This window comes from Streptomyces tubercidicus (assembly GCF_027497495.1).
GTDB lineage: Bacteria > Actinomycetota > Actinomycetes > Streptomycetales > Streptomycetaceae > Streptomyces > Streptomyces tubercidicus.
Genome location: NZ_CP114205.1, coordinates 4,915,302 through 4,938,056, shown reverse-complemented (window position 1 = coordinate 4,938,056; position 22,755 = coordinate 4,915,302). Strand labels below are relative to the sequence as shown.

The window sequence follows — 22,755 nt, the reverse complement described above, 5'->3', positions numbered from 1 at the left end:
CCTGCATGGATCCATACAGGAGGCAGCAACCCGAGGCGGATTCATGGCAGGTGTGGTCGAGCAGCGCTCCATCGATGTCGTCCCCGACGACGAACGGCACGGCAGTCCGTTCAGCCAGTTCACCCTCTGGCTGGGCGCCAACCTCCAGATCACCGCCGTCATCACCGGCGCGCTGGCCGTCGTCTTCGGGGCGAACGCCTTCTGGTCGCTGATCGGGCTGCTGCTCGGCAACCTCCTGGGCGGTGCGGTGATGGCGCTGCACTCCGCGCAGGGGCCGCGGCTCGGGCTGCCACAGATGATCACCTCCCGGGCCCAGTTCGGGGTGCGCGGCGCGGTGGTTCCGCTGGCACTGGTCATCGTGATGTACATCGGCTTCTTCGCCAGCGGCAGCGTGCTGGCCGGACAGGCGGTCGGTGAGCTGACCCACCTCGGCGAGACGCCGGGGATCGTGCTCTTCGCCGCGGTCACCGCCGTCGCCGCGGCCGTCGGCTACCGCCTCATCCACACCCTCGGCAAGATCGCCGGTCTGGTCTGCGCGCTGGCCTTCGTCTACCTCGGCATCCGGCTGCTGCAGCGCACCGACCTCGGCACGCTCCTCGCCGACCACCGCTTCGGGCTGCCGGTCTTCCTGCTCGCCGTCTCGCTCTCGGCCTCCTGGCAGCTGGCGTTCGGCCCGTACGTCGCCGACTACTCCCGCTACCTGCCGCGGCACACCTCGGCGCGCGCCACGTTCTGGTGGACGCTGTCCGGCTCGGTGCTCGGCTCGCAGTGGTCGATGACGTTCGGCGCGCTGGCGGCCGCCGCGGCGCCGGCCGCGTTCGTGGGCCACGAGGTCAGTTACCTCGTCGGCCTGGGCGGCGCCGGACTGATCGCCTCGTGCCTCTACTTCGTCATCGCCCTCGGCAAGCTCACCATCAACATCCTCAACACCTATGGCGGGTTCATGTCGCTGGTCACCAGCGTCAGCGGCTTCCGCGGCCAGCGGACGCTCTCCGCGCGCGGCCGCTCCGCCTACATCGCGGGGATCATGGTGGCGGGCACCGCCGTCGCCCTCCTGGGCAAGGACTCGTTCCTCGCGTCCTTCAAGGACTTCCTGCTGTTCCTGCTGACGTTCTTCACGCCCTGGTCGGCGATCAACCTCGTCGACTACTACCTGATCTCCAAGGAGCGCTACGACATCCCGGCGCTCAGCGACCCGGCCGGCCGCTACGGCGCCTGGAACGTGCGGGCCCTGACGGTCTACGTCCTCGGGGTGCTCGCCCAGCTCCCGTTCCTGGCCACGCACTTCTACACCGGCCCGCTGGTCGCACCGCTCGGCGGCGCCGATATCTCCTGGCTCGTCGGACTCGCCGTACCGGCCGTCCTGTACTGGCTCACCGCCCGGCACGACACCGCGCGCACCGCGGCACCCGATCCGCTCCAGGAGGAGCGCTCCCCGGCCGGATATCCGGCCGAATCGGGGGGTTAGCCCCAGCGCGCCGCCCGCCCGCCGCCCGTAATCTCGCACCATGGCGACACACGACCCCGATCTGCGGAAAGAACTCGACGCGACCCTCCAGACGCGCAAGGAGCTGGGGCCGGAGTACGAGTCGGAGCTCCTGGAGTCCTTCCTGGAGAAGCTGGACGAGAACGTCGACCGGCGGGTGCGGCGGCAGCTCGCCGAGCAGCAGATCCAGGTGGCCCGCGGCACCCTGCCGCCCCGCCGGGCAGGCAACGGCCGGGAGTTCTGGGAACGGTTCGGTTTCGCCGCCCTTTCGCTGGCGCTGGCCATCCCGCTGTCCGCGATCGGGGCGGGCATCGCCGGAATGCCGGGCCTGCTGGTGACCTGGGCCGGGATCGTCGGTGTCAACGCCGCGCACGGCACGGTCCCGTGGCTGCGCCCGCGCAAGGACCACCGGGGCGACGCACAGGACTGAGGCACCAACGGGAGCGGGCCGGGGAGATGTTGCGGGGACCGCCGCACCCCGGCCGGTGGCCAGGGGCGGGACGACGGCGGTCCCCGCAAGGGACGCGCGCCCGGCTCAGGGCCGGCCGGTCGCGTCCGGGCGGCGAGGGTGGAGGTCCGGGAGCCGCTCCGGAGGTCCTTGTCGCCGCTCCCCTCACTGTGCCCGACGCGTGTTAAGCCCGTGCTGCCGGCACATGACGCATACGTACACCTTGCGGTGACGTCCCGTTTCCTGACGGCCACTTGACGCCGTGACGCGTACGGGAGCGGCCCGCGGCCTCGGCACGGGGCACCGCCGTAGGAACGGCCCTCGGCCCGGACACCCGCCACAGCAACGCCCCACGGCCACAGCACCCGGCGCCCGCCACAAGGACGGCCGCCGGGAACCACTGCTACTTGCCGGCCTCGCGCGCCAGATAGGCCAGCAGGTCCTGCCGGCTCACCACGCCCTTCGGCTTGCCCTCGACGAGGACGATCGCGGCGTCCGCCGTCTCCAGGACCGCCATCAGATCGGCGACCGGCTCGCCCGAGCCGACCTGCGGCAGCGGCGGGCACATGTGCTTCTCCAGCGGGTCGGTCAGCGAGGCGCGCTGGGTGAACAGCGCGTCCAGCAGCTCGCGCTCGACGACCGAGCCGATGACCTCGGCGGCCATCACATCGGGGTGCCCGGCACCCGGCTTGACGATCGGCATCTGCGAGACGCCGTACTCGCGCAGCACCTCGATCGCCTCACCGACGGTCTCCTCGGGGTGCATGTGCACCAGCGAGGGCAGCGCGCCCTCCTTGTGCTGGAGCACCTCACCGACGCGGGCGGCGGGGCCGCCCTCCTCCAGGAAGCCGTAGTCGGCCATCCACTCGTCGTTGAAGATCTTGGACAGGTAGCCGCGGCCGCTGTCCGGCAGCAGCACGACGACCACATCGTCCGGGCCGAGCTTCGCGGCGACCTCCAGCGCACCCACCACGGCCATCCCGCAGGAGCCGCCGACCAGCAGGCCCTCCTCCTTGGCCAGCCGCCGGGTCATCTGGAAGGCGTCCTTGTCCGAGACCGCCACGATCTCGTCCGCGACCGTACGGTCATAGGCGGTCGGCCAGAAGTCCTCGCCGACGCCCTCGATCAAGTACGGGCGCCCGGAGCCGCCGCTGTAGACCGAGCCCTCCGGGTCGGCGCCGATGACCTTGACCTTGCCGTCGCTGGCGTCCTTCAGATAGCGGCCGGTGCCGCTGATCGTGCCGCCGGTCCCGACACCCGCCACGAAGTGGGTGATCCGCCCCTCGGTCTGCGCCCACAGCTCGGGACCGGTGCTCTCGTAGTGGGAGCGCGGGTTGTTCGGGTTGCTGTACTGGTCCGGCTTCCAGGCACCGGGCGTCTCACGGACCAGCCGGTCCGAGACGTTGTAGTACGAGTCCGGGTGCTCGGGGTCCACGGCGGTCGGGCAGACCACCACCTCGGCACCGTAGGCCCGGAGCACATTGATCTTGTCCATGGACACCTTGTCGGGGCAGACGAAGATGCACTTGTACCCCTTCTGCTGGGCGACGATCGCCAGGCCCACACCGGTGTTGCCGGAGGTGGGCTCGACGATGGTGCCGCCGGGCTGCAACTCGCCCGACTGCTCGGCGGCCTCGATCATCCGCACGGCGATCCGGTCCTTGACCGACCCGCCGGGGTTGAAGTACTCGACCTTCGCCAGGACGGTGGCCTGGATGCCCTTGGTCACGTTGTTGAGCCGCACGAGCGGGGTGTTGCCGACGAGCTCAATCATCGAATCGTAAAACTGCACGGTGGTCTCCGCGGTCGGGGGCACGCTCTCCTGCGCCCGTGCGGCCAGCCTATTGCCCGGGTCCGTTAGAGGAAGGCCGCGTTGCGTTCGGTGCGGGAACGGGCAACACCCTGTTGTAGGAGTTCTTGCCGTTTCAAGAGCGCGTCCGGCCCCGTGCCGCGGCGCGCCCGCACTTACGGGGAGGTGCCCGGCCATGCCGATGACGATGTCCAGGGCGAGAGTGGCCCGGCGGATCGCCACCGCCGCCGCGTTCGGCGGCAGCGGGGTCGGGCTGCTCGGCGTCGCCGCCGTCGGGGTGCTGCTGACCGAGGTGCGGCTGGCCCGCCGTACGGTCGGCGGGTCCAGCGACATCCCGCCGTGCGCCGACGGCCGCTACGGCGCCGCCTTCGGCCACCGCACCGACCGCCCGCCGCTGCGCCTGGGCTTCCTCGGCGACTCCACCGCCGCGGGCCAGGGGGTGCACCGCACCTCCCAGACCCCGGGCGCCCTGCTCGCCTCCGGCCTGGCCGCGCTCTCCGAGCTTCCCGTCGACTTCCGCAATGTGGCGCTGCCCGGGGCGCAGTCCGACGACCTGGAGCGCCAGGTGGAGCTGATGCTGGCGGCGGACGCCGAGGTCCCGGACGTCTGCGTCATCATGATCGGAGCCAACGACGTCACCCACCGGATGCCGCCCGCGCAGTCCGTACGCCATCTCTCCGAGGCGGTGCGCCGGCTGCGCGCGGCAGGCTGTGAGGTGGTCGTCGGCACCTGCCCCGACCTGGGCACCATCGAGCCGGTCTACCAGCCGCTGCGCTGGGTGGCCCGGCGGCTCTCCCGGCAGCTGGCCGCCGCCCAGACCATCGGGGTGGTCGAGAGCGGCGGCCGTACGGTCTCCCTCGGCGATCTGCTCGGCCCCGAGTTCGAGGCGCGGCCGCGGGAGCTGTTCGGGCCGGACAACTACCACCCGTCGGCCGAGGGCTATGCCACCGCCGCGATGGCCGTGCTGCCGACGCTGTGCGCCTCACTCGGCCTGTGGCCGGAGGAGGAGCGCCCCGAGCCCGCCCGTGGCGAGGGCATTCTGCCGGTCGAGCAGGCGGCCGCCGAGGCGGCTTCCGAGGGCGGCACCGAGGTCACCGCCTCCCGTGCCCCCTGGGCGCTGCTCAAGCACCGCAGGCGCCGTCAGCTGCCGGACACGGAGACGGCCGGTCCGTCGTCCGTCACCCCCTGAGGGACCGGGCGGCGGCCCCGGCGGGAGCGACACGGGGTGCGCGGGGCGGGGCGCAGCGGCACGGGACGGGCGCGGCGGGGCCGTACGGGAATATCCGGCGGCCCCGCCCCGTTCTCATAAGCGCCCGCTTAGAAAAGAGGCCCGCATCACAGCACGCACCCCGTGACCTCAGCAGTACGTGCAGGTAACTTCCCTCACAGTCCGCCCTTTTCCCGCGCACCTGGAGCCGTGTGATGCCCGAAGCCGTGATCGTCTCAGCCGCCCGCTCCCCGATCGGCCGCGCCTTCAAGGGCTCGCTGAAGGATCTGCGGCCGGACGACCTGACCGCGAAGATCATCAAGACCGCGCTGGCCAAGGTCCCCGAACTGGACCCCAGGGACATCGACGACCTGATGCTCGGCTGCGGCCTCCCCGGCGGCGAGCAGGGCCACAACCTCGGCCGCATCGTGGCCGTCCAGATGGGGATGGACCACCTCCCGGGGTGCACCATCACCCGCTACTGCTCCTCCTCGCTCCAGACGACCCGCATGGCGCTGCACGCCATCAAGGCCGGCGAGGGCGATGTCTTCATCTCGGCCGGCGTCGAGACCGTCTCGCGCAGCGTCAAGGGCTCCTCCGACGGCCTGCCGGACACCCACAACCCGCTGTTCGCCGACGCCGAGGCCCGTACGGCCGCGCGCGCCGAGCAGGAGGGCGCCAGCTGGCACGACCCGCGCGAGGACGGCCTGATCCCGGACGCGTACATCGCCATGGGCCAGACCGCGGAGAACCTCGCCCGCCTCAAGGGCATCACCCGCCAGGACATGGACGAGTTCGGCGTCCGGTCCCAGAACCTCGCCGAGAAGGCCATCCAGGACGGCTTCTGGGAGCGGGAGATCACCCCGGTCACGCTGCCCGACGGCACGGTCGTCGCCAAGGACGACGGCCCGCGCGCCGGGGTCACCGTCGAGGGCGTCTCCGGCCTCAAGCCGGTCTTCCGCCCCGACGGCCTGGTGACCGCCGGCAACTGCTGCCCGCTGAACGACGGCGCCGCGGCGCTGGTCATCATGTCCGACACCAAGGCGCGCGAGCTGGGTCTGACCCCACTGGCCCGGATCGTCTCCACCGGCGTCTCCGGCCTCTCCCCCGAGATCATGGGCTACGGCCCGGTCGAGGCCAGCAAGCAGGCGCTGCGCCGGGCCGGCCTCTCGGTCTCCGACATCGACCTGGTCGAGATCAACGAGGCGTTCGCCGCCCAGGTGATCCCGTCCTACCGGGACTTGGGCATCGACCTGGACCGGCTGAACGTCAACGGCGGCGCGATCGCCGTCGGCCACCCCTTCGGCATGACCGGCGCCCGGATCACCACCACCCTGATCAACTCCCTCCAGTGGCACGACAAGCAGTTCGGCCTGGAGACGATGTGCGTGGGCGGCGGCCAGGGGATGGCGATGGTCATCGAGCGGCTGAGCTGAGCTGTAGCGGAGGGTTGGGGGCACCTCCCAGCGGTAGCTGGGGGAAGGTCGGGCGCGAGGTACGAGTGCCCGGCATCCGCCCGCAGCGGAAGCGAAGCTCAGCGCGACCACGAACACGAGCGGCTGAGCTGAGCTGAACCGAGCCGCCTCGGCGGCACTTCACGGGTGTGCGCGGCAAAACGGACCAACTTCCGCCCCGCGCACACCCTTCGCGTTCACGTGAACACGGGCGGCGACACGGCGTGACCTGCGCCACTCGTTGATGAGATCGCGACCCAATCTCCCCCAGGATTGTGACCAACGCCCTGGGGGAGACGTATTCTTGCAGGTCAGCGCGGGGCCACCGGACCATATGAGGCCCCGACTCCCCGCCATTCCGGGACATTCGGCGCGAGGTGCGGTCGCCGACCACCGACAGCCTGATGTAGGAAGTCGGAGAACATTCTGCTAACGGGAGTACGCCGGTGACCGAGTCGCTACCAGGCGTGATCCCGAGCGAGCTCATCACGGGGATCACTCCGGCCGACGGCCGGGGCAAGTCCGGGTACCGATGCGCGGCCCGTGGGAACACGGCCGCCGAGCGAAGTGGGGAGGACGCATGAGCGAGCGCCCCGAGCAAAGCGCGAGGTGCGCGTCTCGCGCATGCGGGACCGAACGGAGAGAGGTTTCGGCATGAGTGTCACCACCCTCGTCCTGCTGCTGGCCGCGGCCACCGCCGTGGCGCTGGGCGCCGCCGCCCTGCGCACCGCCCGCGCCCTGCGCCGCCAGATCGCCGAGCTGCACGCCGAGCTCCTCGCCGCCCGTCAGGACACCGCGGCCGCGGCGGCGCCCCCGGCCACCGCGGCCATCCCCGCCGCCCGCACCGTCCCGCCCGCCGAGACCCCGCTCGCGGACATACGCGCCGCCGTCGCGGACGCCCTCGCCGAGGAGCGGGAGCGCGAACTGGCCGAGGCGCGCGCCTTCTGGGCCGCGCAGGAGGCCCGGGACGCCGCCGATGCCCCCTCCCTGCTCGGCGGGCTCGTCGGCCTCGGCGACGAGGGCCTGCTGGACGCCCGCGCGGACCAGCGCGAGCCGTCGGAGCGCCCGGAGTCCGACCGGCTCGACACCCAGCCGTTCCTGCCCCGCCAGGCGGATCTGGCCGGCCTGGAGCCGCTGCTGGGCCGGGACGCGCTGGAGTCCATGGATTCCCTGGAGTCCATGGAGGCGCTGGAGGCCCTGGACGCGCCGGAGTTGGAGCCGGTCGAGGAGACCGAGTCCGCCGAGCTGGCCGCCGCGCGCCGGCGCCACCCCTCGCATCCGGACTTCTCCCCGTCCCCGGTGATCAGTGATCATGAGCGCACCGTGGCGCGCCTGGAGGAACTGGCCCAGGAGGCCACCCCGCTGGCGGACGTCCGCCCCGGCCCGCTGGGCACCCTGGACGTCTATGTCTTCGCCGACGGCACCACGCTCTGCCTGACCCCCGGGCAGCGCGAGACCGCGGAGCGGGTGGCCGCCGCACTGCACGCCGGTCGCACCCCCGTACTGCTCGGCGGCTCCGGCATCTCCGGGGCGTACGCGCTGACCTTCTCCTGGGGCGAGACCCGCGAGGAGAGCGTCTACATCCTCGCGGACCGCGTCATCGCCTCGCTCTGACTTGGCGGGGCTTCCGGCGGGGCCCCTTGCCCGCCGGCCGGCCTCAGCAGCGCTCCGCCACCGCCCGCACGCACCGCACGGCCTCCGCCAGTTCCTCGGCGGGGGCCACTTTCGCGTCAGGTTCCGCCGTCCCGTCGGCCCGCCGCGCCGCCGCGGCCCGCAGCGCCTCGACAAGATCGTGTCCCGCCACCGCCAGTTGGTCACCGGCCGCGAACATCCCGGCGTCCGGCAGCTCGTACGGGGGCTCTCCCGGCCGCTCGATCAGCTGCGCCCGGGTCGCCAACTGCCGTGCCAGGGCGAGCGCTTCGGCCGCCGCGCCCTGGTCGAGCCGGCTCTGCGGCAGCGCCCGGAGGCGGTCGGCGAGGGCGTCCACGGCGGTCTGCAAGGGGGTCACGTCAAGCACGCCGTGAGCCTATGCGCCACTCCCAGGTGGTTGCCAACGCCGGAACGCTCAGGCACGGTGGGCTGAAGAACCAGCATCGACCGCGTCCGGAGGCGCCGATGTCTCAGCTCTTCTCCGAAGAGACCCACCGGAACATGCTCTCTCGTATCCCGCAGTGCACCGGCCGGGAGATCTCCGACTGGCTGCGTGCCGTTGACGAAGGCCCCGCTCTCTTCCGTTTCGATGAAAAGGTCAGCTGGCTCCGCGGCGAGCACAACCTCGCCTACGGCCACGCCAAGGCAATCGTCCATGAATACGATCTCAGGCGCGCCGCACGCAAGTTCTGAGCCGCGGTGCCGGGCTTAGCGCCCGACGGGCTCAGGAGACCCTCCCCGATCCGACACTCCATACGACGAAGGACCCGCGGGCAGTTCGCCCGCGGGTCCTTCGTCGGTTGCGTACGGCGCGGGGCGCACCAGGCGCCCCGGCCGTCAGTCGCCCCTAAGGATCGAGATCAGCCGCAGCATCTCCATGTAGATCCACACCAGGGTCATCGTCAGACCGAACGCGGCCAGCCAGGACTCCTCGCGCGGAGCGCCGTAGGCGATGCCGTCCTCGACCTGCTTGAAGTCCAGCGCCAGGAAGAGCGCGCCGAGCACCACGCCGACGATGCCGAAGACGATGCCCAGGCCGCCGCTGCGGAAGCCGAGGCCCTCATCGCCGGCGAACACCATGAACAGCACATTGACCAGCGACAGCAGGACGAAGCCCAGCGCCGCGATCATCACGAAGCGGGTGAAGCGGGCGGTGACCCGCACGATCCGCGTCTTGTAGGCGATCAGCATCGCGGCGAACACCGCCATCGTGCCCAGCACCGCCTGCATGGGGGCGCCGCTGAGCTTCGGCAGGTCGTTGAGGAAGCCGCTCAGCGCACCGAGGAAGAGGCCCTCCAGCGCCGCGTATCCGAGGATCAGCGCGGGCGACGGCTTGCGCTTGAAGGACTGGACGAGCGCCAGCACCATCGCGACCAGACCGGCGCCGATGGCGAAGCCGAGGCTCTGGGTCAGGAACAGCCAGCCGACCGTGGCGCCCGCGATGACCGTGCCGAGCGTGATGCCCGTACGCGCGACGACATCGTCCATCGTCATCGGGCGGGTCTGCGGGGTGTACTGCGGCGGTGCCTGGGTGGCGGCCTGCTGGCCCTGGGCGTACGGGTTGGTCGCGTCCTGCGCGTAGGGGTTGGCTCCGGCGTACGGGTTCGCGGCGGGGCCCCCGGCCTGCGGCGGTGCGTTGAAGCCCGCGTAGCCGGTGTCGCGGCTGAACCCCCGTCGCGAGAAGACCGGGTTGCTGCTCCTCATCTCACTCCTCCATGGCCGCCCTGCGCGGCCTTGACGGCAAGCGTAATGGCTTGGCAAAAGCGCGTCGCTAGTTCTTGAGCAGGATCTTTCCCCGAACCCGGAACGACACATCCGCCATGAGGAGGACGTACGGGCGGCCGGAGACGTGCCCGGAGCGGGCTGCGGGCCGCGTCACCTCGCCGGCCCGGCGGACCGCCGGCACACCGTCACACCCCGGCCACCGGCATTCCGGGTATTCGCTCTGCGCCGCCCGGGGCTCCTTCCCGCTGTCACCGGGAAGGAATCCGATAAATCTCTGATCGCCATGGATGTCACCCGGTGCGGCAGGCAACCGATTCATGGGAGGGCCCGTCTTCCCTGCCGGCCGGAGCTTGCCCTGGCGGGTGGATCTGCAGGGCTGACGCATGGTCAAGATCCGACCCCGGAGTGCCCCTTCTCGATGCTCCCGACCCTCACCGTCCGTAGCGCTTTGGGCGCGATTGGTTGTAATCCGGGGGTGCAGATAGGGCTATTCTGGCGGGAAACAGCAGCGAAAGAGGGTTGAGGTGCCTGTGCCTGACGTCTCAGTAGTCGTCATCGTCTACAACGACGCCGACCGGTTGCCGACCGCGGTCCACTCCGTGCTGGACCAAACGCTCCGGGACGTCGAGGTGGTGATCGTCGACGACTGCAGCACCGACCGTTCTTTCGAAGTGGCGCAGCGGCTGGCGGCCGACCACCCCGGGCGGGTCCGGGCCTTCCAGCTGCCGGAGAACAGCGGTGCGGGCGGCGAGCCGCGGAACGTCGGCATCCAGCACACCGAGGGCCGCTATGTCATGTTCCTGGACAGCGATGACGTCCTGGAAGTCAATGCGTGCCGCAATATGCTGGAAGCCGCCGAGGAATCCGGCTCGGATATTGTTTCCGGTCTGTGCGTCCGGCTGCACAAGGACACCCGTAATCAGAAGCGCGACGAGTGGTACGCCTGGCTGTACTCCACGACCCGCACGCTGGAGTCCGTCACGGAATTGCCGGACCTGTTCGTCTGGGACACCCTTTCCACCAACAAGTGCTATCGCCGCGATTTCCTCATCGAGAACGATCTCCGATTCCCCAAGGGAATGTTCTACGAGGATCTGATGTTTATCGCCGATGCATATCTGGCGGCGCGCCGCATCACCCTGATCCCCAATCAGGTCTATTTCTGGAACGTATTCGAACGGGCCGCCGTGAAGTCGGTGACGAACCGGCGCCATGAAATGACCAACTATACGCACCGGCTGGAGATCCACCGGCGTATCGATGCATTGCTGGCGGAACGCGGGCTGGACGAGCTGAAGCTCGCCAAGGACGTGAAATTCCTCAAGCACGATCTGGTACTCCATCTGCGGGACCTGCCGTTCCGCGACGATTCCTACCGCCGGGAGTTCTCCGAGCTCTCCCGGGAGTACCTCGCGAGCATCGCCCCCGAGGCGTACGACCGGGTCCAGCCGATACAGGCCATCTGTGCCTACCTGCTCCAGAAGGGTGACTGGGACAACCTGATCCCGGCCGTCGACACCCTGATCAACCGCGACAAGGTCTCCGCGCCGCTCGACGAGCACGACGGCCGGATCTACTGGTGCGACGGCCACTACGACGACCCGTTCGGGCGCCAGGTACTGGACGTGACCGACATCGGCTACCACGAGAAGCCGGTCAACCAGCTGTTCCTGCGCAACCAGCTCACCCGCTTCAGCGCGTCCGGCAAGGCGGTCTCGCTGGCCGGCGAGATCACCAATCCGCTCGGCGTCATCCCGCCCGGCGCCCGGCTCAAGGGCCGGCTGGAGTTCAGCGCCCGGCGGCGCAGTCTGCAGTCCTTCCACTTCCCGGTGCGCGAGCTGCGCCACGACGGCGACACCATCGCCTGGGAGGCCGCCGCGGACCTCACCGCGAAGCTGCGCCCGCTCGGCATCGTCGACACCATCTGGGACGTACGGCTGCGCCTGGACGTGGACGGGGTGCCGACCACGACCCGGCTCACCGTCGCCGACACCGCGCTGTCCGAGCCGCTGCCGGTGCGGCCGCGGCTGACGCGGATGGTCGCCGACCACCTCGCACCGCATGTCTCGGCCAAGGGACATCTGGCGTTCCGCCTGGTCAGCGAGGGCCGTAACGCCGAGCGCGTACAGGAGCTGATCACCCGCGGGGTGCGCGGCAAGCCGGGGACGCTGGCCAAGACCGGCTACCGCAAGGCGAAGACGCTGCGCAAGAAGGTCACCTCCGGCGACAACAAGCTCCGCGCCTACCACGAGGTGTTCTCCCGGCTGCCGGTCAAGAAGCGCACCGTGGTCTTCGAGAGCCACCTGGGCAAGCAGTACAGCGACAGCCCGCGCGCCCTGTACGAGGAGATGCGCCGGCAGGGCCTGAAGTTCGAGGCGATCTGGTCGTACGCCGGGTCCCCGAAGGACTTCCCGAAGGACGTCACGCTCGTCAAGCGCTGGTCGCTGCCCTATCTCAAGGCGCTGGCGCAGGCCGAGTTCTGGGTGGACAACCAGAGTTATCCGCTCAAGCTCACCAAGCGCCCGGAGACCACGTACCTCCAGACCTGGCACGGCTCGGCGCTGAAGAACATGGGCTTCGACCAGCCGGCGCTCAAGGCGCAGACCCGCAAGCAGCAGGAGGAGCAGCAGCGTTCGCTGGACCGCTTCGACCGCTTCCTGGTCCGCTCCGAGCACGATGTGCACACCCTGGCCAGGGCCTTCCGGCTCAAGGAGAAGACCCTGCTGCGGGTCGGCTACCCGCGCAATGACGCGCTGGTGCGCGCCCGGCAGCGGGAGGCCGAGCGGGGAGTGCGTGAACGCGGGCCGCTGGCAGCGGAGTTGGGCATTCCCGAGGACCGGACGGTGCTGCTTTACGCTCCGACGTTCCGCAAGGCGGGCGGCCGGCACGGGCGCTTCGAATTGCCCTTCGACGTGGAGCGTTTCGCCGACCAGTTCGGCGACCGCTATGTCCTCCTGGTGCGTTCGCACTACCTCAATCATGTGGTGCTGCCACCGACCGTGCAGGGCCGGGTCATCGACGTATCGGCGCGCCACGATGTGACGCCGCTGCTGGAGCTGGCCGACGGGCTGATCACCGACTATTCGTCAGTGATGTTCGACTACGCGCTGCTCGACCGTCCGCTGGTGTTCTTCACCTACGACTACGACGAGTATGTGCACGAGGGCCGCGGCACCTACTTCGATCTGCTGGAGCACGCACCGGGCCCGGTGGTCCGCACCGAGGACGATTTCCACGAGGCGATCAAGTCCTTCGAGTCCCAGGCGCTGGAATACGCGAAGAGCCGCAAGGAATTCGTCGCCAAGTTCGGCGAATACGACCGGGGCGACGCCGCCCGCAGCATCGTCGACCAGTTTTTCGCGCAGTGGAGCCGTTGATGACCAAGTCGAACGCAGCCGAGCCGCGGGACATCTTCTTCGTGTCCAACAGCGTCAACGAGCTGGGTGGCATCACCAGTTGGTCGCACCAGATGGCGCGGCTGTTCAGCGAGCGGGGCCACCGGGTGCACATCATCGGCGTGGTGCCGCCCCCCGAGGGGCGGGTCCAGGAGCTGGCGCCCGACGTGCCGTTCCGGACCACCACGCTGTACGCCGAGCACCCGCCGACCGTGACCCCCGTGCGCGGCCTCAAGGACAAGCTCAACCTCGTCGAGCAGCGCCGCCGGGCGGCCCGCGAGGCCGGGATGCGGGAGCAGGCGGCCAAGTTGAGCGCGCTGTTCCGCGCGGCCAAGCCGGGCGGAGTGGTGATTGTCACTCAGGTGTGGGCCATGGAGTGGGTCGCGCTGGCCGATACCGCCGATCTGACGGTGTTCGGGATGAGCCATGAATCCTTCGACACCTGCCGCAAGTCCTCCCGCTTCGCCCGGGTCAAGCGGTTTTACCAGGACGTCGACCGGATGCTGACGCTCACCCGGGAGGACGCGGACCGCTGGATCCGGCAGCGGATGGACAACGTCGGCTTCATGCCGAACCCGCTGCCCTTCTTCCCCGAGGTGCCCTCGGACCGCTCCGGCAAGTGCGTGGTCAGCATCGGCCGGCTGCACGAAGAGAAGGGCGTGGACCTGCTGTTGGAGTCCTGGGCCCGGGTCGCCCCGCAGCACCCCGACTGGACGCTGCGGGTCTACGGCTCCGGCGAGGAAGAGGAGGCGCTGCGCAAGCAGGCCGCGGAGCTGGGCATCACCGCCTCGGTCAGCTGGATGGGCCGGACGTCCGACGTCCCCGGCGCGCTGCGCGAGGGCGCGGTCTTCGCGCTGAGTTCGCGCGGTGAGGGCTTCCCGCTGGCGCCCATGGAGGCGATGGCGACGGCTGTGCCGTGTGTGGCGTTCGATGTGGCGCCGGGGGTCCACGAGATCATCACCGACGGCGTGGACGGATTCCTCGCCCCGCCGGGCAATATCACCGAATTCGCCCGGCATCTCGACGCCCTGATGTCCGACAAGGAGCTTCGGGACACGATGGGCGAAGCGGCCCGGGAGAACATCCAGCGGTTCTCCACGGAGGAGATTGTCGGCCGCTGGGAGAGCTTGTTCGCGCTCGTGGAGCGCTGAGCCGACAACGCACAATGGCGGAAGGGCCGTCGGCTTTCCCCCGGGCGGCCCTTCTCGTTGAAAATTCAGTTAAGCTCCGCAGCGTTGCGGAGTGCCCGGAGCCGGACTTGAACCGGCACGGCCCGTAGGCCAGCGAGGTTTAAGCTCGCCGTGTCTGCATTCCACCATCCGGGCCTGGGATCCCCCATGGCACCTCAAAGAGGGCAGCACGAGCGTAGCCCGCAGTGCACGACACAGATCGGCCGCTCTTCCCGAGGTTGTCTTATTTTATTGGCAACTGAGTGAGCATCAGCGCCCGGTACGGGCCATCGGCACATGCCTGAAGGCCCGCTTCGTGAGGAAGCCCCCCGGCGCATTTTCATGCCCGAATTGACGGAAAGTCGATGCCTCGCTGACGGGTCCGTCAGCCCGGCCGGGCCGCCCTTCCCGGTGCCGCGGACGCAGTAGCGGCATCCGGAGCGGCATCCTCCGCAGGGATGACAGACGCCCGCCGGCTACGTCCCAGGGGTGGGCCAGGACGGCCACAGGGGTTGACGTCCGCGCACGGTTCTCTGACCCACGATGGAAGGCGTCCGCTTCCCGTACGCAGCCCGGAACCCTGTGGCCGCGGCGGAACCGATCGCCCTCGTACGACAGGAGCACCTTGCCGTGACCACCACCCCCTTCGGTGCCGCCACCGCCACCCGGGCCGCCGCGGCGGCCGCCCGCGCCACGGACCTCTCCAAGGTCTACGGACAGGGCGAGACCCAGGTGGTCGCCCTGGACGCGGTCTCCGTCGAATTCCGGCAGGCCGAGTTCACCGCGATCATGGGCCCCTCCGGGTCCGGCAAGTCGACGCTGATGCACTGCATGGCCGGGCTGGACTCGATCTCCGGCGGTTCCGCCCGGATCGGCGAGACCGAACTCACCGGCCTGAAGGACAAGAAGCTCACCCAACTCCGGCGCGACAAGATCGGCTTCATCTTCCAGGCGTTCAACCTGCTGCCGACCCTGACCGCCCTGGAGAACATCACGCTGCCGATGGACATCGCGGGCCGTAAGCCGGACCGCGCCTGGCTGGACCGCGTCGTGCAGACCGTCGGCCTGGCCGACCGCCTCAAGCACCGCCCCAGCCAGCTCTCCGGCGGCCAGCAGCAGCGCGTCGCGGTCGCTCGCGCGCTCGCCTCCCAGCCCGAGATCATCTTCGCCGACGAGCCCACCGGCAACCTCGACTCGCGCTCCGGCGCCGAGGTCCTCGGCTTTCTGCGCAACTCCGTACGCGAACTGGGCCAGACCGTGGTGATGGTGACCCACGACCCGGTCGCCGCCTCCTACGCGGACCGGGTGGTCTTCCTCGCCGACGGCCGGATCGTCGACGACATGGCCGACCCGACCTCCGACGCCGTGCTGGAGCGGATGAAGGGCTTCGACGCCAAGGCCCGCACGAGCTGATCAACAGCAGCCGCCCCGTACGACCGGACCTCTCCCCCAGGACCCCTCATGTTCAAAACCGCCTTGCGCAATGTGCTTGCGCACAAGGCCCGGCTGCTGATGACCGTGCTCGCCGTGATGCTCGGCGTGGCCTTCGTCTCCGGCACCCTGGTCTTCACCGAGACCGTCTCCCAGGCATCCCAGGCCCAGTCCCGCCAGAACCTCCGTGACGTCGACGTGTCGCTCCGCGCGCCGTCCGGCAACGGCTCCGGGTTGCCCGTCATCGACCAGAAGCTGCTCGACAAGTCCGCCCGGGTACCCGGCGCGGCCTCCGCCACCGGCCTCATCTCCGGCTTCACCGGCATCGCCGACAAGAACGGCGCGCTGATCGGCGACCCCAACTCCAGCAAGGGCGGCAACTACTTCCCCGGCGCCGACGGCAAGGACGCCCGCTACCCGATGCGCGACGGCGCGGCCCCGCACGGCCCGCACGAGTTCGCACTGGACGCCCGCACCGCGGACGAGGCCGGCTACAAAGTCGGCGACACCGTACGGCTGTCCGCCAACGGACCGGTCCACGAGCAGAAGCTGACCGGCATCTTCACCACCGACGACAGTGCGGTCACGGCCGGCGGCGCCCTCGCCCTGTTCGACACCCCGACCGCCCAGAAGCTGCTGGGCGCCCCCGGCGGGTTCCAGGAGATCCGGATCAAGGCCGACCCGGGCACCTCCCAGACCGCCCTGAAGTCCGCGGTCGAGTCCGCGCTGCCCAAGGGCAGCGTCGAGGCCACCACCGGCAAGCAACTCGCCGACGACATCGGCAAGGCGAACGCCAAGAAGAACAGCACCATGCAGACCGCACTGCTGATCTTCGCCGGTATCGCGCTCTTCGTCGGCATCTTCCTCATCGTCAACACCTTCACCATGCTGGTCGCCCAGCGCACCCGGGAACTGGCGCTGCTGCGCGCGGTCGGCGCCAGCCGCCGCCAGGTCACCCGCTCGGTGCTGACCGAGGCATTCGTCGTCGGCGCGATCGCCTCCGTCGTCGGCTTTGCCGCCGGCATCGGCGTCGGCGCCGGGCTGCGCGCCCTGATGGGCAGCATGAGCGGCAACATTCCCGACGGCCCCCTGGTGGTGCCCATGTCGGCCGTGCTGACCTCGCTGCTCGTCGGCACCCTCGTCACCGTCCTGGCCGCCTGGCTGCCGGGCCGGCGCGCCGCGAAGATCCCGCCGATCGCCGCGATGAACAGCGTGCACGCCACCGCCACCACCAAATCGCTGGTGCTGCGCAACGCCATCGGTGCGCTCTTCGCCGGCGCCGGTATCGCCGTGGTGCTCTACGGCACCGGCGCATCCGACAACAAGAACGCCGACCTGGTACTGGCAGGCGGTGCGACGCTGCTGATGATCGGCGTGTTCATCCTGACGCCGCTGCTGTCCCGCCCGCTGATCGCACTGGCCGCGCCCGTCCTGCGGATCTTCGGGGTCGCCGGCACCCTCGCCCGGCAGAACTCGGTCCGCAATCCGCGCCGTACGGCGGCCACCGCCTCCGCGCTGATGGTCGGACTGACCCTGATCACCGGCCTGACGGTGGTCGCGACCAGTCTGCAGACCTCCGTCGAGAAGCAGGCCGTCGCCTCGCTCAAGTCCGACTACGTGGTCTCCATGGCCGGCTCGGCGCCGCTCTCCCCCGACGTGGCGAAGAAGCTCAGCACCCTGGACGAGGTCACCGCCGTCAGCCCGCTGCGCAAGTCCTTCACGGACGGCGCGCTCCTGACCGGCGTCAACGGCAAGGACTTCGACAAGGTCGCCCGGCTCGACTTCACCCAGGGCTCACTGGGCACCATCCAGGGCAACCAGGTGGTCGTGGACAGCGACACCGCCAAGGAGAAGGGGCTGCACCCCGGCTCCCGCTTCCCGGTGACCTTCGCGGACGGCAAGAAGAGCACGCTCACCGTCTCGGGTGTCTACGAGGGCAACGGCATCATCATGGGCGTCATCCTGGACAACGCCACGCTGGCCCCGCATGAGAAGACGGCCGATGATTCGCAGGTGCTGGTGAAGACCAAGGACGGCGCCACCGACGCCACCAAGGACGCGCTGGTCACGGCGCTCGGCAAGAACCCGGCGCTCTTCGTCGCCGACAAGCAGGAGGTCACCGAAGCGATCGCCGGCGCGGTCACCCTGATACTGAACATGCTGTACGCACTGCTCGCCATGGCCGTGATCGTCGCGGTGCTCGGCGTCATCAACACCCTGGCGATGTCGGTCTTCGAACGCTCGCGCGAGATCGGCATGCTGCGCGCCATCGGACTGGACCGCCCCGGTATCAAGCGGATGGTGCGGCTGGAGTCCCTGGTGATCTCGCTCTTCGGCGGGGTGCTCGGCATCGGCCTGGGCGTCTTCTTCGGCTGGGCGGCCGGTCCGATGATCAGCGGCAGCATGCCGACGTACGCGCTGGTGCTGCCCTGGGGGCGGCTCGGCCTCTTCTTCGCGGCGGCGGCGCTCATCGGCGTACTGGCGGCCCTGTGGCCGGCCCGCCGGGCGGCGCGGCTGAACATGCTGACCGCCATCAAGGCGGAGTAGCACGCGGTGGGTGCGCCGGGCCCGGACGGGTCCGGCGCACCGCCGTGTCAGCCGGTCCAGTCCCGCCCCCGCAACGGCAGCCCCGACTCCCCGCTCTCCGGGGTCCGGACCGCCAGCACCTGGTTGACTCCTATGCGGTTGCGCTCGAAGGACAGGGCCGATGCGGCCATGTAGAGCCGCCACACCCGGGCCCGGCCGGTGGAGGTGAGCCGCGCCGCCTCGTCCCAGTGCCGTTCCAGGTTGGCGACCCAGCTCCGCAGCGTCAGCGCGTAGTGCTCGCGGATCGCCTCCACGTCCCGTACCTCGAACCCGGCCTCCTCCAGCTGGCCGACGGTCTGCCCGACCGGCGCCAGCTCACCGTCCGGGAACACATACCGGTCGATGAACTCATCGACGTGGTACGCCTCCTCGTCCGCGACCGGCCGCCGGGCGATCTGGTGGTTGAGCAGCCGCCCGCCGGGCTGGAGGAGGCGGTACAGCGCGGCGGCGTACTCCCCGTACTGCGTCCGGCCGACGTGCTCGGCCATCCCGATCGAGGAGATCGCGTCGAACGGCTCGTCATGGATCTCGCGGTAGTCCTGCACCCGGATCTCGACCCGGTCGGCCAGCCCGGCCTCGGCGATCCGCTTACGGGCGAAGGTGGCCTGCTCCTCGGAGAGGGTGATGCCGACCGCCCGTACGCCGTACTCGCGGGCGGCGTGCAGCACCATCGAGCCCCAGCCGCAGCCCACGTCGAGCAGCCGCCGGTCCTTCTGGAGGCCGAGCTTGCGGCAGATCAGGTCGAGCTTGTCGCGCTGGGCGTCCTCCAGAGTGGCGCTGGGGCTCTCCCAGTAGGCGCAGGAGTAGACCATGGACGGGCCGAGCACCAGGGCGTAGAAGTCGTTGCCCACGTCGTAGTGGTGGCTGATGGCTTCCTTGTCGCGCCGCAGGGTGTGCAGCGGTCCGCGGCGGCGCCGGACCTCTTCCGCGGGCGGCGCCGGCGGGACCGGGGCCCCGGCCAGGGTCAGCAGTTCCCGGGCGGCGGCGCGGATCTCCGGGCGGGCCAGGGCGCGCACGACGGCGGCGCGCTGCGGCCGGGGGGCGTCGTCGCGCTCCCAGATCAGCCCGGCGAGCCGGTCGAGCGCCTCGTAGAGATCGCCGTCGATGTCCAGGTCGCCGGCCACCCAGGCGCGGGCCAGCCCGAGTTCGCCGGGCCGGAACATCATCCGGCGCAGTGCCCGGCGATGGCGGATGACGAGCGTGGGTGCCCCCGGCGGTCCGGACTCGCTGCGGTCCCAGGCGCGGATGCGTACCGGGAGCGGTGCTCCCAGCACCTCCTCGGCGAGCTTGGTGAGCCGTCCAGCGGCGTCGGCCATGTCGCACACCTCCGTGTTGACGAGTCGGGCAAAGAAGCTTCACCCACCACGTAAACGCCAATGGGGCGCCCAGTTAGTCCCGTTCACACGTAAGAGAACCGCACACCGCCCGCTTTTCGCCAGAGCGGACACGCCAAAGGGCGCCCGCCCCACGGATGGCGGACGCCCTTCGGGCTGGTCGGAGTAGCCGACCGGGAATTCAGGAAGCCTTGGCCTTGGTCTTGTCCCCGGCCTCGGCGGCGGTCGGCGGGGCCGGCGCCGGCTTGGCGGCCTCGTAGAACTCCTCGCGGGGGTTCTCCATGGCGCCGAGCGAGACGACCTCGCGCTTGAGGAACATGGCCAGCGTCCAGTCGGCGAAGACCCGGATCTTGCGGTTGAACGTCGGCATCGCCATGCCGTGGTACGCGCGGTGCATGTACCAGGCGAGACGGCCCTTGAGCTTGATCTTCATCTTGCCCATGACGATCATCGCGACGCCCTTGTGCAGGCCCAGACCGGCGACCGCACCCTTGTTGGCGTGGCTGTACTCCTTCTGCGGGAAGCCCCGCATACCGGAGAGCACGTTGTCGCCGAGGACCTTGGCCTGCCGCAGCGCGTGCTGGGCGTTCGGCGGGCACCAGGCGTTCTCGTTGCCGTTCTTGCGGCCGACCATGTCCGGGACCTGGGCGTTGTCGCCGGCGGCCCAGATGTAGTCGGTGCCCTGCACCTGGAGGGTGGTGCCGGTGTCGACGTGGCCGCGCGGGCCGAGCGGCAGACCGAAGCGGGCCAGCGCCGGGTTCGGCTTGACGCCCGCGGTCCACACGATGGTGTTGGAGTCGACCTCAAGGCCGTTGTTGAGCTTCACATGGCCGTCGACGCAGGAGTCCATGCCGGTCTTGAGGTAGACCTCGACACCGCGGCTCTCCAGGTGCTCCTTGCCGTAGGCGCCGAGCTTCGGGCCGACCTCGGGGAGGATCTTGTCGGCGACGTCGACCAGGAGGAAGCGCATGTCCTCGCGCTTCACGTTGTTGTAGTACTTGGCGGCGTCGCGGGCCATGTCCTCGACCTCACCGATGGTCTCCGCACCCGCGAAGCCACCGCCGACGAAGACGAAGGTGAGCGCCTTGCGGCGGACGTCCTCGTCGGTCGTGGAGTCGGCCTTGTCCAGCTGCTCCAGCACGTGGTTGCGCAGGCCGATGGCCTCTTCCACGCCCTTCATGCCGATGCCGTTCTCGGCCAGGCCGGGGATCGGGAAGGTACGGGAGACCGCGCCCATCGCGATGACCAGGTAGTCGAAGGGCAGCTCGTACGCCTCGCCGACCAGCGGGGCGATCGTGGCGACCTTGCGGTCCTGGTCGATGGTGGTGACCCGGCCGGTGAGGACCTCCGCCTTGGGCAGCACGCGTCGTAGCGGCACCACGACGTGGCGGGGGGAGATGCTGCCGGCTGCAGCTTCGGGGAGGAAGGGCTGGTACGTCATGTACGAGCGCGGGTCGACGACCGTGACAGTCGCCTCGCCGTACCGCATCTGCTTGAGGATGCGGCGTGCCGCGTACAGGCCTACGTACCCACCGCCTACAACGAGGATCCTGGGACGCTCCGTGGTGCTCATGCAATCGAGTATCCACCCCCACATGGGGGGTCGCTCGTGAGCCCCTTCACAAGCACGCGGGGGGCATCTGCTACACTCCGCCGCTTCCGTGACCGACGCCATAGTCCAATGCGGAACCACTGTACGGCGCAAGGCGTTGGAGACCCGCGTTGATCAGGGATTGTGGCCCGCCGGACGGCCGAACCACCCCCTCGGTGAGCGCTCCGCCGCCGGACCGGCCACCACGCATTCTCCGGGTCCAGAAGGCCCAGAACCTTCGAATGAGGGTCGGACGATCAGATTGTTCGTCCAACGGGAGGCTTTTTCATGTGAAGGATTTCACGAACTTTCTTCGCTGACCCGTCCGCGAGACCTCCCGAAGCCCCCTGAAGCCCGCCCGGACGGCCGTCCCGCCCGCTCAAAAAGCCGTGCGGCAGAGGCCGTTGCCGACCCCTGCCGCACCGGGTGTCCGTCATCGTTGCGCGTGGATCGCCTCGCGCATCGAGTCGGCGTACTCCGGCGCGAACGTGCCGAGGAGGTACGGGTCGATGTCCGGAGAGCAGATGACCAGCAGCTTGTGCGCGCCGGCCCCGCCGACCGCCATCGCCTGGTCCTCCACCACCCAGACCTCGGTGGCGTCCATGTCACTGTCCACCAGGTACGCGAGGTCCCGGGTCCCGGGCTCTGCTCCCTTGCGCGACATCTCCTCGTGGACGGCCTTCCTGCACACCTCGTTTTCGAACAGCGCGCTCAGCCGTGCGTCCGACTGCGGCCCGACGGCGACATGCAGCACCGGGGGCTCCAGGGAGACCAGCAGGTGGATGGCCTTGTTCTCCCGCATCGCACCATGGCCTCCGACCGCGATGCTGTGGGAGGAACCCTTCTGCGGCCACCGGACGCGGCCGTCCTCATCCATCTGGCCAGCGCCGTAGTCCAGGGTCGCCTCATGCACCTCGGCCTCGGCGTTCTCCTCCGCCGTCTGACAGTCCGGGCACAGAAACCCGACCGCATATCCCTTGTCCAGGACGACGTTCCATCCGTCGCTGTCGTCTTGCAACACGGACCGCTTGCAGCGGTCACACACGATGTCCGCCGCTTCTGCCGCTGCTTTCGGTTCATCCCGTACTTGCGGCTCTTCCGGTTCCGGATGACGTGCGTGCCGTTTGCGCTTGATCGCATTCCACATGGTGTCCTCACCGCCTGTGGACGTAGCCCATTGCCGCTTCGGGTCGCGTGCAGCGACGTGCGACGGCGTGCCATGACGCACAACCGGTGACGTATGGGCATGCACTCCGCCGCTGCATCGCGGCCGCCGTTCGGCTTCGAGTGCCGTTCCCCCGTATACGGTCCAGGGTAATTCCGCGCCCCACTTCCCGGTGCCCGGTGCCTCCCGGTGTCCCGGTGCTTCCCGGTCATCCCGCGGTGCACGAGCTACGGCCCCGTGCGCCGCCGGGTGCCGGCGGTGCACGGGGCCGTAGCAGGTGCGGCCCGAGGTACCTCGTCACCGC

Annotated in this window: 16 protein-coding genes and 1 tRNA gene; 10 read left to right on the top strand and 7 right to left on the bottom strand. The window is 69.9% G+C overall.

Annotated features, from left to right (window positions below; translation table 11 throughout):
* Positions 1–43 precede the first annotated feature (43 nt).
* Positions 44–1,468 carry a purine-cytosine permease family protein gene (locus STRTU_RS21550; RefSeq protein ID WP_159745277.1) on the top strand — a complete coding sequence of 475 codons (1,425 nt, stop codon included), beginning with the start codon at positions 44–46 and terminating at the stop codon, positions 1,466–1,468.
* Positions 1,469–1,508: 40 nt separating this feature from the next.
* Positions 1,509–1,916 carry a hypothetical protein gene (locus tag STRTU_RS21545; protein ID WP_159745275.1) on the top strand — a complete coding sequence of 136 codons (408 nt, stop codon included), beginning with the start codon at positions 1,509–1,511 and terminating at the stop codon, positions 1,914–1,916.
* Positions 1,917–2,337: 421 nt separating this feature from the next.
* Here the strand turns inward: STRTU_RS21545 and STRTU_RS21540 are convergent, their stop codons facing one another.
* Positions 2,338–3,726: a cystathionine beta-synthase gene (locus STRTU_RS21540; RefSeq protein WP_159745273.1), complete on the bottom strand. Its 1,389-nt coding sequence runs from the start codon at positions 3,724–3,726 to the stop codon at positions 2,338–2,340.
* 193 nt (positions 3,727–3,919) lie between these two features.
* Between STRTU_RS21540 and STRTU_RS21535 the strand changes: the two genes are divergently transcribed.
* The 3 genes from STRTU_RS21535 (at position 3,920) to STRTU_RS21525 (ending at position 8,019) form a co-directional block, all read left to right on the top strand.
* On the top strand, positions 3,920–4,933 hold the full coding sequence (locus STRTU_RS21535) for an SGNH/GDSL hydrolase family protein (protein ID WP_159745271.1): 1,014 nt from the start codon (positions 3,920–3,922) through the stop codon (positions 4,931–4,933).
* Positions 4,934–5,166: 233 nt separating this feature from the next.
* Positions 5,167–6,387, top strand: a complete 1,221-nt coding sequence (locus STRTU_RS21530; RefSeq protein WP_159745269.1) for an acetyl-CoA C-acetyltransferase — start codon at positions 5,167–5,169, stop codon at positions 6,385–6,387.
* Between the two features lie 672 nt (positions 6,388–7,059).
* Complete coding sequence (locus tag STRTU_RS21525) at positions 7,060–8,019, top strand: hypothetical protein (protein WP_159745267.1); 960 nt, start codon at positions 7,060–7,062, stop codon at positions 8,017–8,019.
* 43 nt (positions 8,020–8,062) lie between these two features.
* Here the strand turns inward: STRTU_RS21525 and STRTU_RS21520 are convergent, their stop codons facing one another.
* The gene (locus STRTU_RS21520) at positions 8,063–8,422 is read right to left on the bottom strand and encodes a hypothetical protein (RefSeq protein WP_159745265.1); all 360 of its coding nucleotides are present in this window, start codon (positions 8,420–8,422) and stop codon (positions 8,063–8,065) included.
* 98 nt (positions 8,423–8,520) lie between these two features.
* Between STRTU_RS21520 and STRTU_RS21515 the strand changes: the two genes are divergently transcribed.
* Positions 8,521–8,748: a DUF4287 domain-containing protein gene (locus STRTU_RS21515; protein ID WP_018093122.1), complete on the top strand. Its 228-nt coding sequence runs from the start codon at positions 8,521–8,523 to the stop codon at positions 8,746–8,748.
* A gap of 144 nt (positions 8,749–8,892) precedes the next feature.
* On the opposite strand, the gene STRTU_RS21510 is transcribed toward STRTU_RS21515, so the two are convergent.
* Positions 8,893–9,759, bottom strand: coding sequence for a Bax inhibitor-1/YccA family protein (locus tag STRTU_RS21510; protein ID WP_159745263.1), 867 nt, complete (start codon positions 9,757–9,759; stop codon positions 8,893–8,895).
* Between the two features lie 551 nt (positions 9,760–10,310).
* Here STRTU_RS21510 and STRTU_RS21505 point away from each other — a divergent pair.
* Positions 10,311–13,157: a bifunctional glycosyltransferase/CDP-glycerol:glycerophosphate glycerophosphotransferase gene (locus STRTU_RS21505; protein ID WP_159747125.1), complete on the top strand. Its 2,847-nt coding sequence runs from the start codon at positions 10,311–10,313 to the stop codon at positions 13,155–13,157.
* Positions 13,157–14,326, top strand: a complete 1,170-nt coding sequence (locus STRTU_RS21500) for a glycosyltransferase (RefSeq protein WP_159745261.1) — start codon at positions 13,157–13,159, stop codon at positions 14,324–14,326. The genes STRTU_RS21505 and STRTU_RS21500 overlap by 1 nt, the downstream gene beginning before the upstream one ends.
* Positions 14,327–14,418: 92 nt before the next feature.
* Here the strand turns inward: STRTU_RS21500 and STRTU_RS21495 are convergent.
* Positions 14,419–14,500, bottom strand: a tRNA-Leu gene (locus tag STRTU_RS21495).
* A 474-nt stretch (positions 14,501–14,974) separates the two neighbouring features.
* On the opposite strand from STRTU_RS21495, the gene STRTU_RS21490 reads away from it, so the two are divergent.
* Together STRTU_RS21490 and STRTU_RS21485 are read left to right on the top strand one after the other, a co-directional pair.
* A complete protein-coding gene (locus tag STRTU_RS21490) occupies positions 14,975–15,757 on the top strand; it encodes an ABC transporter ATP-binding protein (RefSeq protein WP_159745259.1) in 783 nt (260 codons plus the stop codon).
* Between the two features lie 48 nt (positions 15,758–15,805).
* The gene (locus tag STRTU_RS21485; RefSeq protein WP_159745257.1) at positions 15,806–18,322 is read left to right on the top strand and encodes an ABC transporter permease; all 2,517 of its coding nucleotides are present in this window, start codon (positions 15,806–15,808) and stop codon (positions 18,320–18,322) included.
* Between the two features lie 47 nt (positions 18,323–18,369).
* Here the strand turns inward: STRTU_RS21485 and STRTU_RS21480 are convergent, their stop codons facing one another.
* The 3 genes from STRTU_RS21480 to STRTU_RS21470 form a co-directional block, all read right to left on the bottom strand.
* Positions 18,370–19,677: an SAM-dependent methyltransferase gene (locus STRTU_RS21480; RefSeq protein ID WP_159745255.1), complete on the bottom strand. Its 1,308-nt coding sequence runs from the start codon at positions 19,675–19,677 to the stop codon at positions 18,370–18,372.
* A gap of 199 nt (positions 19,678–19,876) precedes the next feature.
* Entirely contained in the window at positions 19,877–21,268 is a 1,392-nt protein-coding gene (locus STRTU_RS21475; RefSeq protein ID WP_159745253.1) for an NAD(P)/FAD-dependent oxidoreductase, read from the bottom strand.
* A 451-nt stretch (positions 21,269–21,719) separates the two neighbouring features.
* Positions 21,720–22,307 (bottom strand): hypothetical protein, encoded by a 588-nt coding sequence (locus tag STRTU_RS21470; protein ID WP_167539105.1) that lies wholly within the window; start codon positions 22,305–22,307, stop codon positions 21,720–21,722.
* Positions 22,308–22,755 lie beyond the last annotated feature (448 nt).